The sequence below is a fragment of the Streptomyces sp. NPDC055025 genome (genome assembly GCF_053608565.1).
The window spans coordinates 230,976-254,410 of sequence record NZ_JBSGVS010000002.1 but is presented as its reverse complement, the minus strand read 5'-3'; the positions used below and the strand labels follow the sequence as shown (position 1 = coordinate 254,410).

Annotated in this window: 21 protein-coding genes; 12 read left to right on the top strand and 9 right to left on the bottom strand. The window is 71.3% G+C overall.

What is annotated here, in order from left to right; translation table 11 throughout:
- The first annotated feature begins 9 nt into the window (after positions 1-9).
- The 9 genes from ACWGDX_RS02180 to ACWGDX_RS02140 all read left to right on the top strand — a co-directional run bounded on the left by ACWGDX_RS02180 (position 10) and on the right by ACWGDX_RS02140 (position 7,848).
- Entirely contained in the window at positions 10-186 is a 177-nt protein-coding gene (locus ACWGDX_RS02180; protein WP_405984442.1) for a hypothetical protein, read from the top strand.
- A complete protein-coding gene (locus ACWGDX_RS02175) occupies positions 183-884 on the top strand; it encodes a phosphoadenylyl-sulfate reductase (RefSeq protein ID WP_453621316.1) in 702 nt (233 codons plus the stop codon). Before ACWGDX_RS02180 ends, ACWGDX_RS02175 begins: the two co-directional genes overlap by 4 nt.
- Positions 881-1,471 carry an adenylyl-sulfate kinase gene (cysC, locus tag ACWGDX_RS02170; protein ID WP_453621314.1) on the top strand — a complete coding sequence of 197 codons (591 nt, stop codon included), beginning with the start codon at positions 881-883 and terminating at the stop codon, positions 1,469-1,471. The genes ACWGDX_RS02175 and cysC overlap by 4 nt, the downstream gene beginning before the upstream one ends.
- Positions 1,468-2,403 carry a sulfate adenylyltransferase subunit CysD gene (gene cysD, locus ACWGDX_RS02165; protein ID WP_365901807.1) on the top strand — a complete coding sequence of 312 codons (936 nt, stop codon included), beginning with the start codon at positions 1,468-1,470 and terminating at the stop codon, positions 2,401-2,403. Before cysC ends, cysD begins: the two co-directional genes overlap by 4 nt.
- 2 nt (positions 2,404-2,405) lie before the next feature.
- The gene (locus tag ACWGDX_RS02160) at positions 2,406-3,785 is read left to right on the top strand and encodes a sulfate adenylyltransferase subunit 1 (protein ID WP_453621312.1); all 1,380 of its coding nucleotides are present in this window, start codon (positions 2,406-2,408) and stop codon (positions 3,783-3,785) included.
- 267 nt (positions 3,786-4,052) lie between these two features.
- Positions 4,053-5,168: an aliphatic sulfonate ABC transporter substrate-binding protein gene (locus ACWGDX_RS02155; RefSeq protein ID WP_453621310.1), complete on the top strand. Its 1,116-nt coding sequence runs from the start codon at positions 4,053-4,055 to the stop codon at positions 5,166-5,168.
- 93 nt (positions 5,169-5,261) lie between these two features.
- Entirely contained in the window at positions 5,262-6,053 is a 792-nt protein-coding gene (locus tag ACWGDX_RS02150) for an ABC transporter ATP-binding protein (RefSeq protein ID WP_365901809.1), read from the top strand.
- On the top strand, positions 6,040-7,026 hold the full coding sequence (locus tag ACWGDX_RS02145; RefSeq protein ID WP_453621306.1) for an ABC transporter permease: 987 nt from the start codon (positions 6,040-6,042) through the stop codon (positions 7,024-7,026). The genes ACWGDX_RS02150 and ACWGDX_RS02145 overlap by 14 nt, the downstream gene beginning before the upstream one ends.
- Positions 7,027-7,032: 6 nt before the next feature.
- On the top strand, positions 7,033-7,848 hold the full coding sequence (locus tag ACWGDX_RS02140) for a sirohydrochlorin chelatase (protein ID WP_453621304.1): 816 nt from the start codon (positions 7,033-7,035) through the stop codon (positions 7,846-7,848).
- 50 nt (positions 7,849-7,898) lie between these two features.
- Here ACWGDX_RS02140 and ACWGDX_RS02135 read toward each other — a convergent pair whose 3' ends face one another.
- The 7 genes from ACWGDX_RS02135 to ACWGDX_RS02105 form a co-directional block, all read right to left on the bottom strand.
- Positions 7,899-8,261, bottom strand: coding sequence for a nuclear transport factor 2 family protein (locus tag ACWGDX_RS02135; RefSeq protein ID WP_453621302.1), 363 nt, complete (start codon positions 8,259-8,261; stop codon positions 7,899-7,901).
- Entirely contained in the window at positions 8,254-8,802 is a 549-nt protein-coding gene (locus tag ACWGDX_RS02130) for a DUF1697 domain-containing protein (RefSeq protein ID WP_453621300.1), read from the bottom strand. Before ACWGDX_RS02130 ends, ACWGDX_RS02135 begins: the two co-directional genes overlap by 8 nt.
- Positions 8,803-8,953: 151 nt before the next feature.
- Positions 8,954-10,210, bottom strand: a complete 1,257-nt coding sequence (locus ACWGDX_RS02125; protein ID WP_453621298.1) for a S8 family peptidase — start codon at positions 10,208-10,210, stop codon at positions 8,954-8,956.
- Between the two features lie 369 nt (positions 10,211-10,579).
- The gene (gene mgt, locus ACWGDX_RS02120; RefSeq protein WP_453621296.1) at positions 10,580-11,791 is read right to left on the bottom strand and encodes a macrolide-inactivating glycosyltransferase; all 1,212 of its coding nucleotides are present in this window, start codon (positions 11,789-11,791) and stop codon (positions 10,580-10,582) included.
- 79 nt (positions 11,792-11,870) lie between these two features.
- Entirely contained in the window at positions 11,871-13,193 is a 1,323-nt protein-coding gene (locus tag ACWGDX_RS02115) for an ABC transporter substrate-binding protein (RefSeq protein WP_453621294.1), read from the bottom strand.
- On the bottom strand, positions 13,193-14,032 hold the full coding sequence (locus tag ACWGDX_RS02110; RefSeq protein ID WP_453621292.1) for a carbohydrate ABC transporter permease: 840 nt from the start codon (positions 14,030-14,032) through the stop codon (positions 13,193-13,195). Before ACWGDX_RS02110 ends, ACWGDX_RS02115 begins: the two co-directional genes overlap by 1 nt.
- Positions 14,029-14,997, bottom strand: coding sequence for a carbohydrate ABC transporter permease (locus ACWGDX_RS02105; RefSeq protein ID WP_453621290.1), 969 nt, complete (start codon positions 14,995-14,997; stop codon positions 14,029-14,031). Before ACWGDX_RS02105 ends, ACWGDX_RS02110 begins: the two co-directional genes overlap by 4 nt.
- A 153-nt stretch (positions 14,998-15,150) precedes the next feature.
- Here ACWGDX_RS02105 and ACWGDX_RS02100 point away from each other — a divergent pair, with 153 nt between their 5' ends.
- Positions 15,151-16,014: a phosphotransferase enzyme family protein gene (locus ACWGDX_RS02100; RefSeq protein ID WP_453621288.1), complete on the top strand. Its 864-nt coding sequence runs from the start codon at positions 15,151-15,153 to the stop codon at positions 16,012-16,014.
- A 115-nt stretch (positions 16,015-16,129) separates the two neighbouring features.
- Here ACWGDX_RS02100 and ACWGDX_RS02095 read toward each other — a convergent pair whose 3' ends face one another.
- Positions 16,130-16,843 (bottom strand): exonuclease domain-containing protein, encoded by a 714-nt coding sequence (locus ACWGDX_RS02095; protein ID WP_453621286.1) that lies wholly within the window; start codon positions 16,841-16,843, stop codon positions 16,130-16,132.
- A gap of 216 nt (positions 16,844-17,059) precedes the next feature.
- Positions 17,060-18,292 carry an SAV2148 family HEPN domain-containing protein gene (locus tag ACWGDX_RS02090; RefSeq protein ID WP_453621284.1) on the bottom strand — a complete coding sequence of 411 codons (1,233 nt, stop codon included), beginning with the start codon at positions 18,290-18,292 and terminating at the stop codon, positions 17,060-17,062.
- Positions 18,293-18,712: 420 nt separating this feature from the next.
- Between ACWGDX_RS02090 and glgX the strand changes: the two genes are divergently transcribed.
- Positions 18,713-20,833, top strand: coding sequence for a glycogen debranching protein GlgX (gene glgX, locus ACWGDX_RS02085; protein WP_453621436.1), 2,121 nt, complete (start codon positions 18,713-18,715; stop codon positions 20,831-20,833).
- A 163-nt stretch (positions 20,834-20,996) separates the two neighbouring features.
- Positions 20,997-23,396, top strand: coding sequence for a malto-oligosyltrehalose synthase (gene treY / locus ACWGDX_RS02080; protein ID WP_453621282.1), 2,400 nt, complete (start codon positions 20,997-20,999; stop codon positions 23,394-23,396).
- Positions 23,397-23,435 lie beyond the last annotated feature (39 nt).

Sequence of the window (23,435 nt, the reverse complement as noted above, 5' to 3'; positions counted from 1 at the left end):
GGCGGGCTCATGAGCGAGCGCGCGGCCCCCTTCTACTGCCCCTACTGCGGCGACGAGGATCTGCGTCCCAGCGAGCAGGGCCATGGCGCCTGGGAATGCGCGGCCTGCAATCGGGCCTTCCAGCTGAAGTTCCTCGGGCTGCTCGCCCGCGGGCTCCGGCACGGTGACGGCGGGGAAGAGATATGACGGCTCCGACGGATACCGGCGGTCCCAGGGCGCTCGCCGAGCGGGCGGGCCGCGAGCTGGAGGACGCCTCGGCCACGGAGATTCTGCGCTGGGCCGTGGACACCTTCGGGAAACGTTTCTGCGTCACCTCCTCGATGGAGGACGCGGTGGTCGCCCATCTCGCCTCCCGGGTGCGGCCCGGCGTCGACGTGGTCTTCCTCGACACCGGCTACCACTTCCCCGAGACGATCGGCACCCGCGACGCGGTGGACGCCGTGATGGACGTCAATGTCATCACGCTCACCCCCCGCAGGACCGTCGCCGAGCAGGACGCCGAGTACGGTCCGAGGCTGCACGACCGCGATCCCGACCTCTGCTGCGCCCTGCGCAAGGTCAAGCCCCTCGAAGAGGGCCTGACCGGCTATGACGCCTGGGCCACCGGACTGCGCCGCGACGAGTCCCCGACCCGGGCAGGGACACCCGTCGTCGGCTGGGACGAGAAGCGCGGCAAGGTCAAGGTCTCCCCGATCGCGCGCTGGACGCAGGACGACGTGGACGCCTATGTCACCGAGCACGGTGTCCTCACCAATCCCCTGCTGATGGACGGTTACGCCTCCGTGGGCTGCGCCCCCTGCACCCGCCGGGTGCTGGAGGGCGAGGACGCGCGCGCCGGCCGCTGGGCCGGCCGGGGCAAGACCGAATGCGGGCTGCACGGATGACGGACCATCAGGAGGGGCACGTGCGTCGTCACGAGGGGCGCGCGAGCGCGACGGAGCGGGGCACGACGGTCTGGCTCACCGGACTGCCGAGCGCGGGCAAGACGACCATCGCGTACGAACTGGCCGGCCGGCTCCGTGCCGAGGGCCACCGGGTCGAGGTGCTCGACGGCGACGAGATCCGGGAGTTCCTCTCCGCCGGTCTCGGCTTCAGCCGCGAGGACCGCCACACCAATGTCCAGCGCATCGGCTTCGTCGCCGAACTGCTCGCGTCCCAGGGCGTCAAGGCGCTGGTGCCGGTGATCGCGCCGTACGCGGACAGCCGGGAGGCGGTGCGCAAGCGCCATCACACGGAGGGCACCGGCTATCTGGAGGTGCATGTGGCCACCCCGGTCGAGGTGTGCTCCGTACGTGATGTGAAGGGGCTGTACGCCAAGCAGGCGGCGGGCGAGATCTCCGGTCTCACCGGGGTCGACGACCCCTACGAGGCCCCCGAGGCGCCGGATCTGCGGATCGAGTCGCACACCCAGTCCGTCGAGGAGTCCGCCGCCGCGCTCCACGCGCTGCTCACCGAGAGGGGTCTCGCGTGACCACCGTCGCAGCCGTCACCGGGGGCACGGACGCCCCGTACGCGCTGAGCCATCTCGACGCCCTGGAGTCCGAGGCGGTCCATATCTTCCGCGAGGTGGCGGGGGAGTTCGAGCGGCCGGTGATCCTGTTCTCCGGCGGCAAGGACTCGATCGTCATGCTGCGTCTGGCGCTGAAGGCGTTCGCGCCCGCGCCGGTGCCGTTCTCGCTGCTGCATGTGGATACCGGGCACAACTTCCCCGAGGTGCTGGAGTACCGGGACCGTACGGTGGCCGCGCACGGACTGCGCCTCCATGTCGCCTCCGTCCAGGAGTACATCGACGCCGGGAAGCTCCGGGAGCGGCCCGACGGCACCCGTAATCCGCTCCAGACCGTGCCGCTGACCGAGAAGATCCAGGCCGAGCGGTTCGACGCGGTCTTCGGCGGCGGCCGGCGCGACGAGGAGAAGGCGCGCGCCAAGGAGCGGGTGTTCTCGCTGCGCGACGAGTTCTCCCAGTGGGACCCGCGCCGGCAGCGGCCGGAACTGTGGCAGCTCTACAACGGCCGCCACGCGCCCGGTGAGCATGTCCGGGTCTTCCCGCTCTCCAACTGGACCGAGCTGGACGTCTGGCAGTACATCGCCCGCGAGGAGATCGAACTCCCCCGGATCTACTTCGCGCACGAGCGCGAGGTCTTCCGGCGCTCCGGCATGTGGCTGACCGCCGGTGAGTGGGGCGGCCCCGCCGAGTCCGAGACCGTCGAGCGGCGCCAGGTGCGCTACCGCACGGTCGGGGACATGTCCTGCACGGGCGCGGTCGACTCGGACGCCGGCACGCTGGACGCGGTGATCGCCGAGATCGCCGCGTCCCGGCTGACCGAGCGCGGCGCGACCCGCGCCGACGACAAGCTGTCCGAGGCCGCCATGGAAGACCGCAAGCGCGAGGGGTACTTCTAACCATGACGAGCACCACCGGGCCCACCCAGCCGTCCGCCGGGTTCGCGGAGTTCACCGAGCGGCTCTCGGCGACCACGCTGCTGCGCTTCGCCACCGCGGGCTCCGTCGACGACGGCAAGTCCACCCTGGTGGGCCGGCTGCTGCACGACTCCAAGTCGGTGCTCACCGACCAGCTGGAGGCCGTCGAGCACGCCTCCCGCAGCCGGGGCCAGGACGCTCCCGATCTGGCGCTGCTCACGGACGGGCTGCGGGCCGAGCGCGAGCAGGGCATCACGATCGATGTCGCCTACCGCTACTTCGCCACGCCCCGGCGGCGGTTCATCCTCGCGGACACCCCCGGGCATGTGCAGTACACCAGGAACATGGTGACGGGCGCCTCCACCGCGGAGCTGGCCGTCGTCCTGGTGGACGCCCGCAACGGCGTGGTCGAGCAGACCCGCCGTCATGCCGCGGTGGCCGCGCTGCTCCGTGTCCCCCATGTCGTCCTCGCCGTCAACAAGATGGATCTGGTCGACTACGCCGAACCCGTGTTCGCCGCCATCGCCGAGCGGTTCACGGCGTACGCCGCCTCCCTCGGCATCCCGGAGATCACCGCGATCCCGATCTCGGCGCTGGCCGGTGACAATGTCGTGGAGCCGTCGGCGCACATGGACTGGTACGGCGGCCCGACCGTGCTGGAGCATCTGGAGACCGTGCCCGTCAGCAGTGATCTGGCGAGCAGCCCGGCGCGCTTCCCGGTGCAGTACGTGATCCGTCCGCGGACCGCCGAGCACCCCGACTACCGCGGCTACGCGGGCCAGATCGCCTCCGGGGTGCTGCGGGTGGGCGACCCGGTGACCGTGCTGCCTTCGGGCCGTACGAGCACCATCGAGGGCATCGACGCGCTCGGGGTGGGCGTGGACATCGCCTGGGCGCCGCAGTCGGTGACCGTCCGGCTCGCCGACGACATCGACATCTCGCGCGGCGATCTGATCGCGCCCAGCGCCGGCGCGCCCGCGACGACCCGGGACGTGGAGGCGACCGTCTGCCATGTCGCCGACGCGCCGCTCGTCGTCGGCCAGCGGGTCCTGCTGAGGCACACCACCCGTACGGTCAAGGCGATCGTGAAGGACATCCCGTCACGGCTGACGCTGGACGATCTCTCCCAGCACCCGGATCCCGGGCAGCTCGTGGCCAATGACATCGGCCGGGTCAGGGTCCGTACGGCGGAGCCGCTCGCGCTCGACGCCTACGCGGACTCCCGGGGCACCGGCTCCTTTCTGCTGATCGACCCCGCGGACGGCACGACGCTGACCGCCGGCATGGCGGGCGACGCGTTCACCGACGTGACCGCCGGGACCACCGCGGCCGTGACCGCCGACGACGAGGGCTGGGATTTCTGATGGTGATGGACGTGTTCGCGACCTTCGCGAAGGAGGGCGGCCGGGTCGGCAGCGGCGCCCTCGGCGCGGGAACGGGCGGGGTGGCGCGATGTGCGTGATGACGTACGCGCACCGCTCGCGCGCCCGCACCCCCCACCTGCCGTACCTGTCTTCCCGTCTCCCGCACCACCCGAACCCCCCGCACCGCCGAAGACCTACCGACTTCCCGGCCCCGCCCCCGTACTCCGGAAGGGCGTGAGCACCGGGCCAACGAGAGGAAAACCTCCCGTGCCAGCCTCCCGCTCCCTCGCGCGCCGCCGTCTCGCCGCCGTCGCCACCGCACTGCCGCTGCTCACCGTCGCGCTCACCTCCTGCGGCTACGGCTCGGACTCCGACACCAAGGACGACAAGGTCGCCCCCGCCGCCACCGGCAAGGCGCTCTCGGCCGACACGGTGAAGATCGGCTACTTCCCCAACCTGACCCATGCCACGGCTCTCGTGGGCATCCAGGAGGGGCTCTTCCAGAAGGAGCTGGGCGGTACGAAGGTGGCGCCCTCCACCTTCAACGCGGGCCCCTCCGAGATCGAGGCCCTCAACGCGGGCAGCATCGACATCGGCTTCATCGGCCCCTCCCCCGCCATCAACGGCTACACCCAGACGGGTGGCAAGAGCCTGCGTATCATCGGCGGCTCGGCCTCCGGCGGTGTGAAGCTCGTGGTCAACCCCGACAAGATCAAGACCCTGGACGACATCAAGGGCAAGAAGATCGCCACGCCGCAGCTCGGCAACACCCAGGACGTGGCCTTCCTCAACTGGGTCTCCGAGAAGGGCTGGAAGGTCGACGCCCAGTCCGGCAAGGGCGATGTCTCCGTCGTCCGTACGGACAACAAGATCACCCCGGACGCCTACAAGGCCGGTTCCATCGACGGCGCCTGGGTGCCGGAGCCGACCGCGTCCAAGCTCGTCGCCGAGGGCGCCAAGGAGCTGCTGAACGAGTCCGACCTGTGGCCGGACAAGAAGTTCGTGATCACGAACATCATCGTGTCGCAGAAGTTCCTCGGCGAGCACCCGGACGTGGTCGAGGCCGTGCTGCGCGCCTCGGTGAAGACGAACGAGTGGATCAACGCCAATGACGCCCAGGCGAAGGCGTCCGCCAACGAGGCGCTGAAGGTCCTCTCCGGCAAGGCGCTGCCGCCGGAGGTGCTCGACCCGGCCTGGGAGTCGATCGAGATCATCAACGACCCGCTGGCCGCCACGCTCCAGGCGGAGGCCGAGCACGCGGTGAAGGCCGGTCTGCTGGAGAAGCCCGATCTGGCCGGTATCTACGACCTGCGGCCCCTGAACAAGGTGCTCACGGCCGCCGGTCAGCCCGAGGTCGCCGACGCCGGTCTCGGCGTCGGGTAACCGCGATGTACGCCGTCTCCGGCGCATCCGGCGTATCCGCCGGATCCGCGTGACTCCCGACCGTTCCCACACCGTTCCCAGGAGGTGACGACCATGGCGACAGCTCTCGCCAAGGCCGCCGACAGCACCCCGGCGGTGGACCACGCCGCCCGTATCGCGCATGTCTCGAAGTCCTTCGTGACGCCCGCCGGGCAGCAGCTCGTCCTGGACGACATCACCCTCGATGTCGCTCCCGGCGAGTTCGTCACCCTCCTGGGAGCGTCGGGGTGCGGCAAGTCCACCCTGCTCAATCTGGTCGCGGGGCTGGACCGTCCGTCCGCCGGGTCCATCGAGACGCCCGGCGGCCGGCCCGCCCTGATGTTCCAGGAGCACGCGCTGTTCCCGTGGCTGACCGCGGGCAAGAACATCGAGCTGGCGCTGCGGCTGCGCGGGGTGCCCAAGCAGGAGCGGCGCGGCGAGGCGGAGCGGCTGCTCTCCCTCGTACGGCTGGACGGCTCGTTCGGCAAGCGGGTGCACGAGCTGTCCGGCGGTATGCGGCAGCGGGTCGCGCTGGCCCGCGCGCTCGCCCAGGACAGCCAACTGCTGCTGATGGACGAGCCGTTCGCGGCGCTGGACGCCATCACCCGGGATGTGCTGCACGACGAGCTCACCCGGATCTGGCGCGAGACGGATCTGTCGGTGCTGTTCGTCACGCACAACGTACGGGAGGCGGTGCGGCTCGCCGAGCGTGTCGTCCTGCTGTCGTCGCGGCCCGGCCGGGTGGCCCATGAGTGGCGTGTGGACATCCCGCAGCCGCGCCGTATCGAGGACCCCGCCGTCGCGGAGCTGTCCGTCGAGATCACCGAAGAACTGCGTGGGGAGATCCGCCGCCATGGGCAGCACTGAGACCACAGCGCCGAAGGACACGACACCGGAGGGGCCGGGGCCGGCCGGCGGGGCGGGCGCCTCGTCGCGGAAGGGCCCGGCGGCGGGCGGGACGGAGTCCGGGGACCCGGCGCTCCCGCACGATCTGGCGGGCCTGGAAGCCGGGCTCGACGCGCTGGACACCGTGCAGACCGGACGGGCGCCGCTGCGCGAGACGCTCGTCCAGAAGGTCCTGCCGCCCGTCATCGCCGTCGCGCTGGTGCTGGTGGTGTGGCAGATCCTCGTCTGGGCGAAGATCACCGACGACTACAAGCTGCCCTCGCCGTCGGCGGTGTGGGACGAGGTGGCGGACGCCTGGGCCCAGGGCACCCTCCTCGGCTATATCTGGACCAGTGTCTCGCGCGGTCTGCTGGGCTTCCTGCTGGCCCTGGCGATCGGTACGCCGCTCGGACTGCTGGTGGCCCGGGTGCGGTTCGTCCGCGCGGCCATCGGTCCGATCCTGTCCGGACTCCAGTCGCTGCCCTCGGTGGCCTGGGTGCCGCCCGCGGTGATCTGGCTGGGGCTGAACGACTCGATGATGTACGCCGTGATCCTGCTCGGCGCGGTTCCCTCGATCGCCAACGGTCTGGTCTCCGGCGTCGACCAGGTGCCGCCGCTGTTCCTGCGGGCCGGGCGCACACTCGGCGCGACCGGGCTGCGGGGCACCTGGCACATCGTGATGCCAGCGGCGCTGCCCGGCTATCTGGCCGGGCTGAAGCAGGGCTGGGCGTTCTCCTGGCGCTCGCTGATGGCCGCGGAGATCATCGCGTCCTCGCCCGATCTCGGCGTGGGGCTGGGCCAGTTGCTGGAGAACGGCCGTACGGTCGGCAGTATGCCGATGGTGTTCCTCGCCATCTTCCTCATCCTGGTCGTCGGTATCGCCATCGACCTGCTGATCTTCAGTCCGCTGGAGCGGCGGGTGCTGCGCGGCCGCGGTCTTCTCGTGAAAAGCTGATTCCCCATGCGCCACCACTCCGCCCAGCCGTCCGGACCGCGGTCCGGACCACGGCCCCTCCCCCGGCCGGTGCTGCTCGTCGTCGCCCACGGCAGCCGTGATCCGCGGCACGCCGCGACCGTGCACGCCCTGACCGGGCGGCTGCGCACGCTGCGGCCCGGACTGCGGGTGGAGACCGGCTTCCTGGACTTCAACGCCCCGGCCGTGCCACGACTGCTCGACCGGCTGGCGCGGGAGGGCGTACGGGACGTGGTGGTCCTGCCGCTGCTCCTGACGCGCGCGTTCCACGCCAAGGCCGACATCCCGGCGGTGCTGCACGAGGCGGCGGCGCGCCATCCGCGGCTGCGTATCCGTCAGGCCGAGGTCCTCGGCCCGTCGCCGCTGCTGACCGACGCGCTGGAGCGGCGGCTGTACGAGGCGGGGCTCAGGCCCGCGGACCGGGCCTCGACCGGGGTCGTACTGGCCTCGGCGGGCTCCTCGGACCCGGAGGCGATCGCGGTGATCGCCGGTATCGCGCGGGAGTGGCTGCGCACCGGCTGGTGCGCCGTGCGCCCCGCGTTCGCCTCCGCCTCCCTTCCGCGCACCGAGGACGCGGTGCGCGCACTGCGGGCCGAGGGGGCACGGAAGGTCGCCGTGGCGCCGTATGTCATCGCCCCCGGCTTCCTTCCCGACCGGATCGCGGCGGGCGCCCGCGAGGGCGGCGCCGACGTACTGGCCGGTGTCCTGGGCGCCGCCCCGGAGCTGGCAAGGCTGCTGCTGCGCCGCTACGACGAGCGGGCGGCGGCCCCGGACGGTCTCATACGGCTGGCCCGCCCCGCCTGACCCGGTGACCCGCGTGACCCGGTGACCCGCGCCGGGCGGACGGCGCGGGATCAGTCGAACGGTGTGCCCTGATGGAAGTAGAGCAGCCAGCCGCGCTCGGTCAGCCGCCACAGCGAACTGCGATGGGCCCGGCGGCCGTTGAACTCCGTGTCGAAGGTCAGCAGCACCACGCCGGGGGCGAGCTGGACGCCCCGCATCTTGGAGGTGGTGATCGGCCGGGGTCCGGGCGCGCCCCTCGCGCCGAGCGCCTCGACGATCGAACCGCGGTCCCACTCCCGGCCCGAGACGCCGAACTCCCTGAAGTCCGGATGGAGCAGTTCCGCGAGCAGGGCGGCGGAGGAGCGGACCGCCGGGTCGAGCAGACGCAGTTCCGCCTCGATGGCGGCCGAGATCACGGAGACGCGGTCAGTCACGGGTCAGCTCCACCAGTTTGACAACGGTGTTCCAGTTGCGGCTGGTGGCCGTGACGCCCCGCAGCAGACCCGGCCTGGCCAGCGCTTCGGCGAGCTTGGAGCGGCCGAGACCGTTCGGCGTGTAGAGATACAGCACCCGGTCACCCAGCCGGAAGTCCTCGGGGAGATACGCGGCCCGGTCGACGGTGGCGAGCCGCTCGGCCTCCACGGGCCCGGAGAAGTACGTGGCGTGGAGCTGCTTGCCCTCAAGGGTGGCCGCGGGGAAGGGGCAGTCGTCGGCGACGGCCCGCAGATAGGCGGCGCCGCGCACCAGACAGCCGACGGTGAACCCGAAGCGCCGCTCGATGGCACGCTCCAGACCGGCCGCGAGGGCGCTCTCGTCGTCGGAGTCGCTGGTGAAGACCGCGTTGCCGCTCTGGAGATACGTACGGACATCGCGATGGCCCAGTCCCGAGAGCAGCTCGCGCAGATCGGCCATCGGAACGCGTCGGTGGCCGCTGACATTGATTCCGCGCAGGAGCGCCGCGTATGTCGTGGTCATCAGCACACGATAGGCCGCGGGGCCGCGCCGGGGGCGCCAGGCACGAGCGGGGCGGCCGCCGCGCCCCGTGGGGGAGGGCGCGACGGCCGCCGGTCCGCGGACGGTGCGGCTGCTCGCCGATCGCGGTTCGCCGATCGCGGTTCGCCGATCGCTACTCGACGATCTTGAGCAGCTTGTTCGGGGTGCCCTCCGACGCGTTGACGATCGCGTCGGGCGTGGCGCCGTCGGTCAGGGCCGTGGCGACCTGGTCGGGGGTCGCGTCCGGGTGACCCGCGAGATGGAGGGCCGCCGCGCCGACCACATGGGGTGTGGCCATCGAGGTACCGGAGATGGTACTGACGGCGGTGTCGCTGTTGTTCCAGTCGGAGGTGATGCCGGAGCCCGGGGCGTAGATGTCCACGATCGGGCCGAAGTTGGAGAAGGACGACTGCGCGTCGTCCTCGGTGGTCGAGGCGACGGTGATGGCCTCCTCGACCCGGGCCGGGGAGATGATGCTCGCGTCGGCGGCGTTGTTGCCGGCGGCGACACCGAAGGTGACACCACTGGCGATGGCGTTGCGTACGGCTTCGTCGAGGGCCGGGTCGGCGCCGCCGCCGAGGCTCATATTGGCGACGGACGGGCCCTGGTGGTTCGCGGCGACCCAGTCGATCCCGGCGATGACCTGCTCGGTGGTGCCGAAGCCGCTGTTGTCGAGCACCCGTACGGAGACGATCTTCGCCTTCTTGGCGACTCCGTGCGCGGCGCCGGCGATGGTTCCGGCGACATGCGTGCCGTGGCCGTAGCCGTCGTCGGCGGAGTTGTCGCCGTCGATGGCGTCGTAGCCGTAACTGGCGCGGCCCTCGAAGTCCTGATGGGTGATCCGGACCCCGGTGTCGATGACATACGCCGTCACCCCCTCACCGGCGCTGTCCGGGTAGGTGTACGAGCTGTCCCCGGCGGTCGTGGTCTGGTCGACACGGTCGAGGCCCCAGGAGGGCGGGTCGCTCTGGGTGGCGCTGACGCCGAACGTCTTGTTCTGGACGACCTTGGCGACGGCCGGGTCGGCCGCGAGACGCTTGGCCTCCGCCTCGGTGAGTCCACTGGCGGAGAAGCCGTTGACGGCCGTGCTGTAGTTCCGCGCGAGCCGGCCGCCGTACTCCTCGGCCAGTTCCCGCTTCTCGGTCCTGTCGTAGGTCTGCGGGGCGGGCTTCTCGCCGGTCTTGCGGCCGGTGTCCTGACCGGCCGGCCGGTGCAGCATCACGATGTAGCTGCCGGCCACCGCGCCCTCGGCGCCGGCGCCGTGCACCACACCCTGTGCCGGAGCCGCGCCCGCCGTGGGGGAGGTGAGCGCGGTGATTCCGGCCGCCGCGGCGACGGCGGTGAGGGCGGCGGTGAGCTTGATCCTGGTCGCACGCTGTTGAGTTGCCATGAAGAGGGAAGCTCCTCGTCATCTTCTGTGGGGGGACGCCCGGCGGACGGCAGTTCTCCGCCGAACTGGCTCGAACCCTGGTCGATTGACGCGTGCAGATCAAGGCTTCCGGGCGGCGCCGATCTCGTAAACCTCGATCCCCCACAAGGAATCGGCCAGTCCGGAAAGCGCCGGGCCCGCCCGTTAACCCCCGTTGACGGCGCAGAGCTTCGATTCTTCCTGTCAGAGATGTGACCGGCCATGGGGCGGAACGGGCCGCACTGCCCGCATATCAACAAGGCGGACGGAATGGCCTGATCCCAACCCCACCTTTTGCGGAGAACGGCACCCCGGGCCACCGTTCCCGGTCCGGCCGGACAGCCGGCCGCGTCAGGACGCCGCGGCCGGAAGCGCCGATTCGATCAGACCGGCCGCCCTCGGTGTGCCGCCCTCCGCCGCCATCCCGCGTCTGATCCCGGCGAGCCTCCTGGCCACCTCCGGGTCGGAGGCCACCGCCAGCACCGCCTCCCGCAGCGCCTCCGGTGTCGCCTCCTCCGTATCGAGGCGACGGGCCACCCCCAGCGAGACCAGCGTGTCGGCGTTGCCGAACTGGTCGACCGCCTGCGGTACGGCGACCATCGGGGTGCCCGTCGCGAGACCCTCCTGGCTGCCTCCCGCGCCGGCGTGGGTGACGAAGGCGTCGGCCTGCCGGAGAACGGCGAGTTGCGGCACCCAGTGACGCACCTCCACATTGGCGGCCACCTCGCCCAGTTCGGACGCGTCCACATGGGGCCCGGTCTGAAGCACCACATGCCAGCCGGGCAGACCTCCGAAGGCCTCGGCACACGCCCGGTAGAACGCGGGCCGCTTGGTGAAGGCCGAGCCGAGCGAGACCAGCAGGACCTTCTCCGCCCCGGCCGGCCGCCGCCACCCGCCCTGATCCGCGCGGTCGTCCTGGCAGGCGCCGACAAAGGTGTACACGGACTCGTCCACACGGTCGGCGTGGGGCTGCAACACCTTGGGGATCAGCACCAGGGAGCGGCCGGGCCTGGCGACCAGCCGGTCCTGGTCGGTGTGGTCCATGCCGTTCTCCGTGAGCCACCGCGCGAAGCGCGCCCGGTACGCACGGCCGCGCTCGGAGGCCTTCAGCTGTTCGAGCATCGGCCCGGCGACCTCCTCCTCGTACCCCTCCCAGGCGACCATGTTCGGCGAGAGCTGGATGTACGGGACACCCCAGCGGTGCGCGAGGAGCGGCGCCGGGTAGGACGTGATGTCGCCGAGGACCAGATCGGGCCGGTCGTCCTCGAACGCGGCGGCGAGCCGCGGCAGCGCCTGGATCGCGTCGTCGAGGAACGGTTCGAGATGGTCGACCAGTTCCGTGCCCCAGGCCGACGGATCGTCGTCGGGCGTGGGCAGGACGGAGGTGTAGATCACCGGCTCCGCGCCGGTCGCCGCGATCTTCCCGGCGAAGAGCGCGGGGATCGCGTAACTGACCCGGTGCCCCCGGGCGACCAGCTCCCGGATGATGTCGAGACTCGGGTTCACATGGCCATGAGCGGCGATGGAGAACATGGCGATATGGGCGGGCTGTGATGCGGTCATGACCTCACCGTAAGCGAGACGAGACGTCTCGTGCAATCCGATATCCGCGCCACGGACCGCCGGCCGGCGCCGCGGCCGGTCAGCGCTGATAGCGGGCCAGCACCCTGTTGCCGTCCTCGACCAGCCGCTTCTCCAGTTCGGCGCGGTCGATCGCTCCGCTGTAGTACTCCTGGAGCGCCGGTGTCGCCACCTTGTCCTTCCACTCGGGATAGCCGCGCACCGACAGGGCGGGGGCCGGACGCAGCTCCCGCGCGAGCGCCGCCCCCGTCGCCCAGCCGTCCTCGGCGACCCGCAGGGACGGGTCCTGGAGCGCCCGCGTACCGGTCGGCAGCATCCAGTCGCCCTTCGCGAGCCGCACCATGTTCTCCGGCCGGAGCAGGAAGTCGATGAACCGCACCGCCTCCTTCTTGTACGGACTGTCCTCGGCCACGGAAAGGGTCTGCGGGCTCACCCCCTGGACCGGCCCCGCGCCGTCACCGGCGGGCGCGGGCAGTACGGTCCACTCGAACCCCTCCGGCGCCTGCTGGATGATCTGCTGGCGGTACGAGAAGCCCAGCGGGACCATCGCGTACTTGCCGCCGAACAGACCGGGCAGGGTGTCCGATCCGCCCATCCCCAGAGTGGCCGCGGAAGCGCTCCCGTCCTTGTTGACCTGATCGTGGATGGTGTCCGGGACCACTCCGTCCCCGTCGGTGAACCGGATCGTCACCCTGCCGTCCGCGCCCCGGTGGAAGAGCCGTCCGCCGGCGGAGAGCCCCAGATTGAGCGTGGCGGAGACGGGATCCTTCAGCGGCCAGGCGACCGCGTACTTCCCCGGCCCCATCCGCCCGGTCAGTTCACCGGCGATCCGCCGGAACTCCGGCCAGCTCCACGGCTCTTCGGGCGTCGGGATCCGCACCCCGGAGGCTTCGAGGATCTTCCTGTTCGCGATCAGGACGCGCGGCTCCTGGAGGAACGGCACACCGTACACACCCTCGCCGAAGGTGGCCGTCTCCCAGCCGCGCTCCGGGATGTCCCGCCGGAGACGGCCGGGCAGCAGGGGGCCGAGATCGGCGAGATGGCCGCCGTACGCGAAGTCGGCCAGATCGTCGGCGGCGTCATGGATGATGTCCGGTGCCTCACCGCCCTCGAAGGAGGTGAGCAGTTGGTCATGGACGCTGTCCCAGCTCCCCTGGACATAGTCGACCCGGATCTCCGGATGGGCCGCGTTCCACTCCTTCACCAGCTCCCTGTTGACCTGGACCGACTCGTCCTGCCAGGCCAGGGACTGGAAGCGCAGGGTGATCCGGCCACCGTCCGGGCCGCCGTCCCCGCCGGCGGAGCAGCCGCCGAGCAGCAGGGCGAGCACGGCCGCCATGACCGGGGCCTTCCGTATGCGCGGCCATCCGCGCGAACGGCTCATCAGCTCTTCACCGCCCCGGCGAGCATCCCGCCCGTGATCCGCCGCTGGATGACGGCGAAGACGACGAGCGAGGGCAGGGTCGCGAGAAACGCGGCGGCGGCCAGCGGTCCCAGATCGGCCACGCCCTCCGCCCCCAGGAAGTGGGTGAGGACCACCGGCAGGGTCTGTTTCTCGGGGGACTTGAGCAGGACGAGCGCGAAAAAGAACTCGTTCCACGCGGTGATGAAGGCGAAGAGCGCCGTGGCGACGATGCCCGGTGCCAGTAGCGGTCCCGTAACCGAGACCAGCGTACGGAATCTGCCCGCGCCGTCCACGGCCGCCGCCTCCTCCAGTTCGACGGGCAGAGCCCGGACATAGCCGCTCAGCATCCAGAGCGCGAACGGCAGGGCCCATACGGCGTACACCATGATCAGCCCGGTCAGGGAGTTGATCAGACGGAGGTTCTTGAGCACCAGGAAGAGCGGAATGATCACCAGCACGAAGGGGAACGCCTGGCTGATCACCACCCAGCCGGTCGCCGCCGCCGCGAGTCTGCCGCGCCGTCGGGCCATCACATAGGCCAGGGGGGTCGCGATGAGCACGGCGATCAGGGCCGCGGCCAGCGCGGCGGTCAGACTGTTGCCCGCCGCCCGCAGCAGCGGCTGCTCCTCGAAGGCCTGCCGGAAGTTGCCGAGCGTCGGATCGCGCGGGATCCAGGTGGGATGGAGACTGCCCAGCTCCCTCGCGGGTTTGAAGGCCGTGGAGAGCAGCCAGAGGAACGGCAGGGCGAGAAAGACGAGATAGCAGAGAAGCGCGAGATACTGTCCGGCGCGCGCGGACCCGCTGATACGCGGACTCATCGCTCGTCCTCCCCCGGCCGGAGCCGTCCCGCGAGCTGGAGCGCGAGGATCACCGCGATCACGGCCACCATCACGCACCCCATGGCGGCGGCGTAGCCGAACTGGCCGTAGCGGAATGCCTCTTCGTAGGCGAAGAGCATGGGCAGCCGGGTGCGCCCGCCGGGTCCGCCGCTGGTCAGCACATAGACCAGCGCGAAGGAGTTGAAGTTCCAGATGAGATTGAGCCCGGTGATGGCCAGCGCGACCGGCCGCAGCGCGGGCCAGGTGACGGTACGGAACCGGCGCCAGGCCCCCGCGCCGTCCAGCGCGGCGGCCTCGTGCAGTTCGCGCGGGGTGTTCTGGAGGCCGGCCAGCAGGGCGACCGTCGTCTGCGGCATACCGGCCCAGATACCGACGACGATCACCGCGGGCAGGGCGGTGGCGAGCCCGCTCAGCCAGTCCCGCCCCTCACCGAGGCCGAGATCCCGGAAGGTCTCGTTGAGGATTCCGGCGTCGGTGTTGTAGACGAGCCGCCACATGATGCCGACGACCACCTCGGGCATCGCCCAGGGAATGATCGCCAGGGCGCGGGCCAGCCAGCGGAAGCGGAGATTCTGGTCGAGCAGCAGGGCGAGACCGAGCGCGAGCGCGAACTGCGGCACGGTCACCCCCACCGCCCACAGCAGACCGATCCCGAACGAGTCCCAGAACAGGGTGTCGTGGAGCAGGTCCTGGAAGTTCAGTGTGCCGATCCACTCGGTGGGCTCGGTACGGCCGGACTGCGCGTCGGTGAAGGCGAGTGCGATGCCGTACAGCAGCGGTCCGACGCTCAGCACCAGGATCGGGATCAGCGCGGGCAGCACCAGGAACCAGGCGCCGTGGGCCGGCGGTCCGCCCGCCCGTCCGCCCGGCGACCGCTCCTCGCCGGACCGTCCCCCGGGAGCCTGGTCCTCTCCGGACCGCTCCACCGCGGTCGCCGATGTCACGGATTCAACTCCTTCGGGCGGCTTGTGGGGGTACAGCCGCCCCGGCGGCCCTTGTCATCGTGCTGACGGGTGTCTCCACCCGTCAAGACGGCCGGCACGGATGCGAGACTTACGCGGACCGATCGGCCGGAAGTACGAGTGGGTGGGCGAAGGATGGACGAGGCACGCGCGCGGGAGATCCTGGCCGCGACGGGACTGCCGGACACCGCTGAGCTGCTCTCCCTGGGGGAGAACGCGGTGTTCGGGACCGGTGAGCTGATCGTCAAGGTCGGACGGAGCGCCGAGGACCACCCCGAGCTGCTGGAGCGCGCACGGCGTGAAGTCGCCATCGCGTCCTGGCTCGTGGAGTGCGGCATCCCGGCCGTACGCGCCGCGGAACCGCGCCCCCGGTCGGTGGACGGCCATCCGGTGACCCTCTGGCACCGGCTGCCCGCCGCCGTGCGGACCGCCGGCCCCGGCGATCTGGCCTCCCTGCTCGGACTCGTCCACGCACTGCCCGCGCCCTCCTTCGCGCTCCCCCGCCGGGATCTGCTCGGCGGTGTCGAACGCTGGCTGCGGATCGCGGGCGACGCGATCGACCCCGCCGACGCCCGCTATCTGCGGGAGCGCCGGGACGGCTTCGCCGAGGCCGCGGCCACCCTCACCCCGGAGCTGACACCGGGCCCGATCCACGGCGACGCGCTGCCGCGCAATGTCCATGTGGGTCCCGAAGGACCGGTCCTGGTCGATCTGGAGACCTTCTCCGCGGACTTCCGTGAACACGATCTGGTGGTGATGGCCCTCTCCCGCGACCGGTACGGACTGTCCGCCGAGGCGTACGGGACCTTCACCGCGGCCTACGGCTGGGACGTCCGCGACTGGCCGGGCTGTCCGGTCCTGCGCGGCGCCCGCGAGACGGCGAGCTGCGCCTGGGTGGCCCAGCACGCGCCGACCGACCCGAAGGCTCTGGCGGAGTTCCGCCGCAGGGTCGCCTCCCTGCGCGACAACGACCCCGAGGTCCGCTGGTACCCGTTCTGACGGACCGCCGGGACCCGGGCCGCCCGGACCACTCAGGCCGCCCGGACCGCTCGGACCACTCGGACCGCATGGGCCGCATGGGCCGCTCAGGCCGCTCGGACCGCTGATGGCCCCCTCAGCGGCTCCGGGGGATGACCGGCCAGGCCCGCTCGACGACCGCCGTGGGATTGGCGGTGCGCCGGAGATAGGCCTGCAAGGAGGCCGACTGCTCGGCCGCCGCGCCGACCTGAAGGGCATGCAGCTCCGCCGGCGGCAGCAGCCCGACGGGCTGGTGCTTCTCGCCCATGCGCCGCACCACCCGGGCCGCGGCCACCGCGTCCGCCCGCGCGTCGTGCGCGTCGTCGAGCGGCACCCCGTAGTACGCGCACAGCGCCTGAAGGGCCCGCTTGCCCTTGCGGTACCTGTCGACGTGCTTGTCTATCACCAGGGGATCGATGACCGGTGACGGCACCTCGCCCAGCCGCTCGCCGACCGACTCCACCCCGTACCGCCGGCACTCACGGTCCAGGAGCGACAGGTCGTACCGCGCGTTCATCACCACCAGGGGCGTCCCCGGGCGCAGCACCTCGGCGACGGCCTCGGTGATCTCCTCGATCGCGGCGGGGGCCGGCACCCCGTGCCGGCGCGCGTGGTCCGTCGAGATGCCGTGGATCGCCGACGCCTGCTCGGGCACCACCACACCGGGGTCGATGAGCCAGGTCCGCTCCCGCGAGACGCTCCCGTCCGGTTCGAGCCGTACCAGCGCCGCCGTGACGATGCGGTCGGTCTCCACGTCCGTGCCCGTGGTCTCCAGATCGAAGGCCACCAGCGGCCCGCTGAGCCAGCTCATCGCCCGGCCCCCGCTCCGCCGTGGACCGCCGTGGGCCCCGTGCCCCTCGTCCCCGGGCCGGAACCCGCCGGCCGTGCCCCATGCCAAGTCATCGTGGCCCTCCCTCATGGTGCGCCGGAGCTTCCCCCGTTGGTGCTCCCCCGCAGGACATTCACCCTGCCACGCGCCACTGACAACGCCTGGGCCGCCCACCGGCGGCCGACCGTGCCACGGGCTTCAGGAGACCGGACGGGAGTCCGTCCAGACCGACTCGAACTCCTCGCGATAGGTCTGGAAGAGACCGTGTTCCGTCTCCTGTCCCGACCGGACGACGTCACGCCCGCCGCCCCGCAGCACCAGGACCGGCGCCTCCATACCGCGTGCCCGGCGCAGATAGGACTGGACGACGGCGAGTCCGTCGGAGCCGTCGCCGTCGACGAGATACGCGGTGAAGCGCGGGGTCTCGTCGAAGACATGGATCTCGAAGGCGCCCGGGTCGCGCAGCTTGGAGCGCACCCGGCGCATATGAAGGATGTTCATCTCCACCGAACGGCTCAGTTCGCCCTTCCTGAGCCCCAGCTCGCGCTCCCGGCGTTTGACCGCGCTGCTCGCCGGGTTGAGGAAGACCAGCCGTATCCGGCAGCCCGACTCGGCGAGCCGGATCAGCCGCCGCCCCGAGAAGTTCTGGACGAGGAGGTTCAGTCCGATACCGATGGCGTCGACACGCCGGGCGCCGCCGAAGAGATCCTCCGCCGGGATCTGCCGTTGCAGTCTGACCCGGTCGGGGTGGACGGAGACCACGTCCGCGTACCGGTCGCCGACCAGATCCTCCATGGCGTCGACCCGCAGCCGGGCCGCCGACGGCACCCCGCTGCCGCCGCCCAGGATCTCCAGCAGCCGGGCGGAGGCCCGCTCCGCCTGGGCGAGGACCGTCTCGGAGAGCGCGCGGTTACGGGACACGACATTGCGCGCGACCTCCAGCTCGTCGAGGGCGAGCTCCACATCGCGGCGGTCGTCGAAATACGGTTCGAATCCGGGCCAGTGCTGGACCATCAGCTCCCGGAGCTGCGGAAGCGTGAGAAAGCTCAGGACGTTGTCGTCGGCCGGATCGAGCAGATAGCCCTTGCGCCGCGAGACCTCCCGTACGGCGACGGCGCGCTGCACCCACTCCTGCCCGGCGGGACCGGCGGCGGCGACCACCCACTCCTCGCCGTGCACCGGCTCGTAGATGGGCCGCAGCACCGCCGCGACGACCGCGCGCAGCCGCTGTTCCACCAGATTCAGCCAGATATACGCACGTCCCGCTCGCTGGGCGCGCGTACGGACCTCGCTCCAGGCGTCCGGCCCCCAGTCCAGCTCCGCCCCGATCTCCATCGGCCGCGCGAGGGAGACCGCTCCGGGCGGAATGTCGCCGGAGTCCCCCGCGTGACCTGTGTCACCGGGGGGCAGCTCCAACCCTCCCGAGCTCACCCGCGCACCGCCTTTTCTCCCCCTTCAACGATCAAGGAAGGGTACTCCGCCGACCGGAGGCGGTGCAGCCCGATGCACAGGCTCCTTTCTCAACTCCCTTATTCGTGACAAGCGTTCCCGGGGCCGACTTCGGCCGGAGTGAGCGGATTCATAGTGGTTGGAGCCGTTCCGCGGCCGGACCGGACGGGACGTCATGCCTCCCGAGGGGCGCCCGGGACGACGGCCAGGTCGAGCGACGGCGGGAAACGTGAAGTTGACCCCGGCCTGACCCAGCGGCAAGAACCCATCGAGTTCCTAGGTCGAGCGGCTTCTTTCGGGGAAGATCTGGCTCTAGGGCGTGCCGCGGAAGCGGGGCCGGCGGGACTTCCGCACACGCCCTGGGCCCGCAGCACCCGGATCAGAAGTGGAAGAGTCTTGTCTATGCAGGTCTGGCCGGGACAGACGTATCCCCTCGGCGCCACGTACGACGGCGCCGGGACCAACTTCGCGGTCTACTCAGAGGCCGCCCACAGAATCGAGTTGTGCCTGCTGCACGACGACGGTTCGGAAACGGCGGTGGAGCTGCGCGAGACGGACGCCTTCGTACGGCATGCCTATCTGCCCGGCATCATGCCTGGTCAGCGCTATGGCTTCCGGGTCCACGGACCGTACGAACCGGAGCGCGGGCACCGCTGCAACTCCGCCAAACTCCTACTCGATCCGTACGCGCGTGCGATCAGCGGGAGTATCGAGTGGGGCGAGTCGGTGTACGGCTACCACTTCGGCAAGCCGGACTCGCGCAATGACATGGACTCGGCGCCGCACACGATGACCTCGGTCGTGGTCAATCCGTACTTCGACTGGGGCGACGACCGGCTGCCGCGTACGGACTACCACCGCACGGTGCTCTACGAGGCCCATGTGAAGGGTCTGACCATGCTCCATCCGGAGCTGCCCGACGAGCTGCGCGGCACCTACGCGGGACTGGCCCATCCGGCGGTGATCGAGCACCTCACGGAGCTGGGCGTCACCGCGCTGGAGCTGATGCCGGTGCACCAGTTCGTCAACGACCACCGGCTGGTGGACTCGGGCCTCGGCAATTACTGGGGTTACAACACGATCGGTTTCTTCGCCCCGCACAACGCCTACGCCTCGTGGGGCGACCGGGGCGAACAGGTCCTGGAGTTCAAACAGGCCGTACGGGCACTGCACCGCGCCGGGATCGAGGTCATCCTCGATGTCGTCTACAACCATACGGCGGAGGGCAACCACCTCGGTCCGACGCTCTCCTTCCGGGGGCTGGACAACGCCCAGTACTACCGGCTCGCCGAGAATCCCCGGTACTACACGGACACCACGGGCACCGGGAACTCGCTGCTGATGCGCAGTCCCCATGTCCTCCAGCTGATCATGGACTCGCTGCGGTACTGGGTGACGGAGATGCATGTCGACGGCTTCCGCTTCGATCTGGCGGCGACACTGGCCCGCCAGTTCCACGAGGTCGACCGGCTGTCGTCGTTCTTCGATCTGGTGCAGCAGGACCCGGTGGTCAGCCAGGTGAAGCTGATCGCCGAGCCCTGGGACGTGGGCGAGGGCGGCTACCAGGTGGGGAACTTCCCGCCGCTGTGGACGGAGTGGAACGGCAAGTACCGCGACACGGTGCGCGACCTGTGGCGGGGCGAGCCCAGGACCCTGGCGGAGTTCGCCTCCCGGCTGACCGGCTCGTCCGATCTCTACCAGGACGACGGGCGCCGGCCGCTGGCCTCCATCAACTTCACCACCTGCCACGACGGCTTCACGCTGCGCGATCTCGTCTCGTACAACGAGAAGCACAACGAGGACAACGGCGAGTCCAACCGGGACGGCGAGAGCCACAACCGGTCCTGGAACTGCGGGGTGGAGGGCGAGAGCGACGATCCGGGGATCGTCGAGCTGCGCGACCGTCAGATGCGCAACTTCATCGCCACGCTGATGCTCTCCCAGGGCGTCCCGATGCTCAGTCACGGCGACGAGTTCGCCCGTACGCAGGGCGGCAACAACAACGCGTACTGCCAGGACAACGAGGTCTCCTGGGTCCGCTGGCCCGAGCCGGGCGTGGAGACCGACACCGGCATGCTGGAGTTCACCCGGGCGATGGTGTGGCTGCGCCGTGACCATCCGGTCTTCCGGCGCCGGCGCTTCTTCCACGGGCGGCCGGTGGAGGGCACCCACGACGATCTGTCGGACATCTCGTGGTTCACCCCGGAGGGCGAGGAGATGAAGCAGCAGGACTGGACGGCGGCGCACGCGCAGGCGATGACGGTCTTTCTGAACGGGAACGCCATCTCCGAGCCGGGGCCGCGCGGCGAGCGGATCTCGGACGACTCGTTCCTGCTGATGTTCAACGCGAGCGCCGACAAGCTGGAGTTCGTGGTGCCGCTGAACCATGGCAGACACTGGCGGATCATGGTGGACACGGCCCGCCCGGAGGGGGTGGCCCCGGGGCAGGGGGAGAAGGTGGACGGGGGCGACCGGATCACCATGATCGGCCGCAGCATGACGGTACTGATGCGCCCCGCGTAGGTCCGGGCCCGCGCGGGCTCCGGCCGTCGGGGGCCCCGGGCCGCGCGGGGCCGGGCACGGGCGCGGCGCGGTCACCGCCCGGCAGCGCGGCGCCGTCCAGCGGTACGCGGGGACCGGGGACATCGATGACACAGAAGCCGCCGAGCTGGGTACGTACGATCGTATGACACCCACCGCGACCTACCGGCTCCAGCTCCAGCCGGCCTTCCCCTTCTCGGCGGCGGAGAGGGCGGTGCCCTATCTCGCCGCGCTCGGGGTGTCCCATATCCATCTGTCGCCGGTGCTGGAGGCCGTACCGGGCTCGGTCCACGGCTACGACGTCGTCGACCACTCCGCCGTAAGGGCCGAGCTGGGCGGTGAGGAGGGGCTGCGCCGGCTGGCCCGTACCGCCCGGGAGCACGGGCTCGGGCTGGTCCTCGACATCGTGCCCAACCACATGGCCGCCGCGCCCGGCCACAACCGGGCCCTGTGGGAGGTGCTGCGCGAGGGCCGGGACTCGCCGTACGCCCGCTGGTTCGACATCGACTGGGACGCGGGCGGCGGCAAGCTGCTGCTGCCGGTCCTGCCGTCCCCGATCGGGGACGAACTGGGCGCGCTGCGTGTCGAGGACGGCGAGCTGCGCCACGGCGACGCGCGCTACCCGCTCGCGCCCCGCACCGGGCATCTCCCGCTGCCCGAGCTGCTGGACGCGCAGCACTACCGGCTCGCCTGGTGGCGGCTGGCCCGTACCGAACTCAACTACCGGCGCTTCTTCACCATCCCCGAGCTGATCGGCGTACGGGTCGAGGACCCCGAGGTGTTCGCCGCCACCCATGCCAAGATCCTTGAGCTGGTACGGGACGGGGTCGTCGAGGGGCTGCGGATCGATCACCCGGACGGGCTCGCCGACCCGGAGGAGTATCTGCGCCGGCTGGGCGAGGCGACGGGCGCGACCGGCCGGAGCTGCTGGACCGTGGTGGAGAAGATCCTCGCCGACGACGAGGTGCTGCCCGCCGGCTGGCCGGTCGCCGGCACCACCGGCTATGACGCGCTGCGCCGGATCGACGGGCTCTTCACGGACCCGGCGGGCGCCGCCGCGCTGGAGCGGCACTACCGCGATGTCGCGGGCCCGGTCGGCGACCGGGGCGGCTACTGGGAGGGAACGGTCCGGCGGGCCGCCTACAAGGTGGTCATCCATGAACTGGCCGCCGAGACCTCCTTCCTGGTCCGTACGGCGCTGCGGATCTGCGCCGCCGATCCCGCGCTGCGCGACCATGCCCCCTGGGCGCTGCGTACGGCCGTCCAGGAACTGCTCGTACGGGTCCCCGTCTACCGCCCCTACACGACGGCGGGCGGCCCCTGCCCGGAAGCGGCCGAGGCGGCGGTCCCCGAGGAGGCGGTCCGCCGGGCGAAGGCCGCGTTCGCGGTGGAGCGGGAGGCGGCGGCCGTGGACGTGGTGCGGGAGCTGGCGCTCGGCAGACTCGGTACGGGCCCGGACCACACGGCGTTCTGCGCGCGCTTCGCCCAGACCTCGTCCGCGCTGCGCGCCAAGTCCGTCGAGGACACGGCGTTCTACCGCTATGTGCCGCTGATCTCGGCGAACGAGGTGGGCGGCGATCCGGGACAGCCGGCGGTGAGCCCGGAGCGGTTCCACGCGTACTGCGCGCGTCTCGCGCGTGACTGGCCCACCACCGGCACCGTGCTGACCACGCACGACACCAAGCGCAGCGCGGACGTACGGGCCGGGATCGCCGTCCTGTCCCAGTGCCCACGGCGCTGGTCGGCGCTGCTGGAGCGGGTCACGGGTGAGACGGGGGTGGCGGCGCCCGATCCGCAGCTCGCCTGGCAGGCGTGGCAGACGGCGGTCGGCTTCACCCCGCCCCTGGAAGGCGGCGCGCCCCTTCCCGACGACTCGCGGATGATGCCCCCGGGCTCGCGGATGGTGCCCGCGCTGCTGAAGTCCGTGCGGGAGGCGGGGCTGCACACGAGTTGGACGGAGCCCGATCCGCTCTACGAGCAGGCGGTGGCGGCCTTCGCCGAGGCGGGTCCCGCCGGTCCCGCGCGCAAGACGGTCGCGGAGTTCCGGCGGGCGCTCGATCCGTATGTACGGGCCGGTGCGCTGGGCGCGGCGCTGGTGCATCTCACCATGCCGGGGGTGCCCGATCTCTACCAGGGCACGGAGCGTGAGTATGTGGCGCTGGTGGATCCGGACAACCGGGCGCCGTTCAGGACCGGACCGCCCGACGGGAAGACGGTGGTGACGACGGCCGCGCTCCGGCTGCGGCGCGAGCGGCCCGCGGTCTTCGGTGAGTCGGGCACCTATGCCCCGCTGCTCGCGACCGGACCGGCGGCGGCCCACTGTCTGGCCTTCTGCCGGTCGGGCCAGGTGGTCACAGCCGTCACCCGGCTGCCGCTCGGGCTGGTGGAGGCGGGGGGCTGGGCCGGTACGGAACTGACGCTGCCGGAGGGCCGCTGGACGGATCTGCTCGCCTCGCCCGGCCGGGAGTTCGAGGGCGGCGGCCCGGTCGATCTGGCGGTGCTGTTCGCGGACCGCCCGGTGGCACTGCTGAGCCGACAGATCTGACGGCTCCCCGGGACGCCACCGTCTTCGGCAACCACCGGG

Bases quoted from the DNA above. Each gene is read 5' to 3' on its own strand.
- ACWGDX_RS02180 (WP_405984442.1), top strand. From the start codon at position 10: ATGAGCGAGCGCGCGGCCCCCTTCTACTGCCCCTACTGCGGCGACGAG.
- ACWGDX_RS02175 (WP_453621316.1), top strand. From the start codon at position 183: ATGACGGCTCCGACGGATACCGGCGGTCCCAGGGCGCTCGCCGAGCGG.
- cysC (WP_453621314.1), top strand. From the start codon at position 881: ATGACGGACCATCAGGAGGGGCACGTGCGTCGTCACGAGGGGCGCGCG.
- ACWGDX_RS02160 (WP_453621312.1), top strand. From the start codon at position 2,406: ATGACGAGCACCACCGGGCCCACCCAGCCGTCCGCCGGGTTCGCGGAG.
- ACWGDX_RS02150 (WP_365901809.1), top strand. From the start codon at position 5,262: ATGGCGACAGCTCTCGCCAAGGCCGCCGACAGCACCCCGGCGGTGGAC.
- ACWGDX_RS02145 (WP_453621306.1), top strand. From the start codon at position 6,040: ATGGGCAGCACTGAGACCACAGCGCCGAAGGACACGACACCGGAGGGG.
- ACWGDX_RS02140 (WP_453621304.1), top strand. From the start codon at position 7,033: ATGCGCCACCACTCCGCCCAGCCGTCCGGACCGCGGTCCGGACCACGG.
- ACWGDX_RS02130 (WP_453621300.1), bottom strand. From the start codon at position 8,802: ATGACCACGACATACGCGGCGCTCCTGCGCGGAATCAATGTCAGCGGC.
- ACWGDX_RS02125 (WP_453621298.1), bottom strand. From the start codon at position 10,210: ATGGCAACTCAACAGCGTGCGACCAGGATCAAGCTCACCGCCGCCCTC.
- mgt (WP_453621296.1), bottom strand. From the start codon at position 11,791: ATGACCGCATCACAGCCCGCCCATATCGCCATGTTCTCCATCGCCGCT.
- ACWGDX_RS02115 (WP_453621294.1), bottom strand. From the start codon at position 13,193: ATGAGCCGTTCGCGCGGATGGCCGCGCATACGGAAGGCCCCGGTCATG.
- ACWGDX_RS02110 (WP_453621292.1), bottom strand. From the start codon at position 14,032: ATGAGTCCGCGTATCAGCGGGTCCGCGCGCGCCGGACAGTATCTCGCG.
- ACWGDX_RS02100 (WP_453621288.1), top strand. From the start codon at position 15,151: ATGGACGAGGCACGCGCGCGGGAGATCCTGGCCGCGACGGGACTGCCG.
- ACWGDX_RS02095 (WP_453621286.1), bottom strand. From the start codon at position 16,843: ATGAGCTGGCTCAGCGGGCCGCTGGTGGCCTTCGATCTGGAGACCACG.
- glgX (WP_453621436.1), top strand. From the start codon at position 18,713: ATGCAGGTCTGGCCGGGACAGACGTATCCCCTCGGCGCCACGTACGAC.
- treY (WP_453621282.1), top strand. From the start codon at position 20,997: ATGACACCCACCGCGACCTACCGGCTCCAGCTCCAGCCGGCCTTCCCC.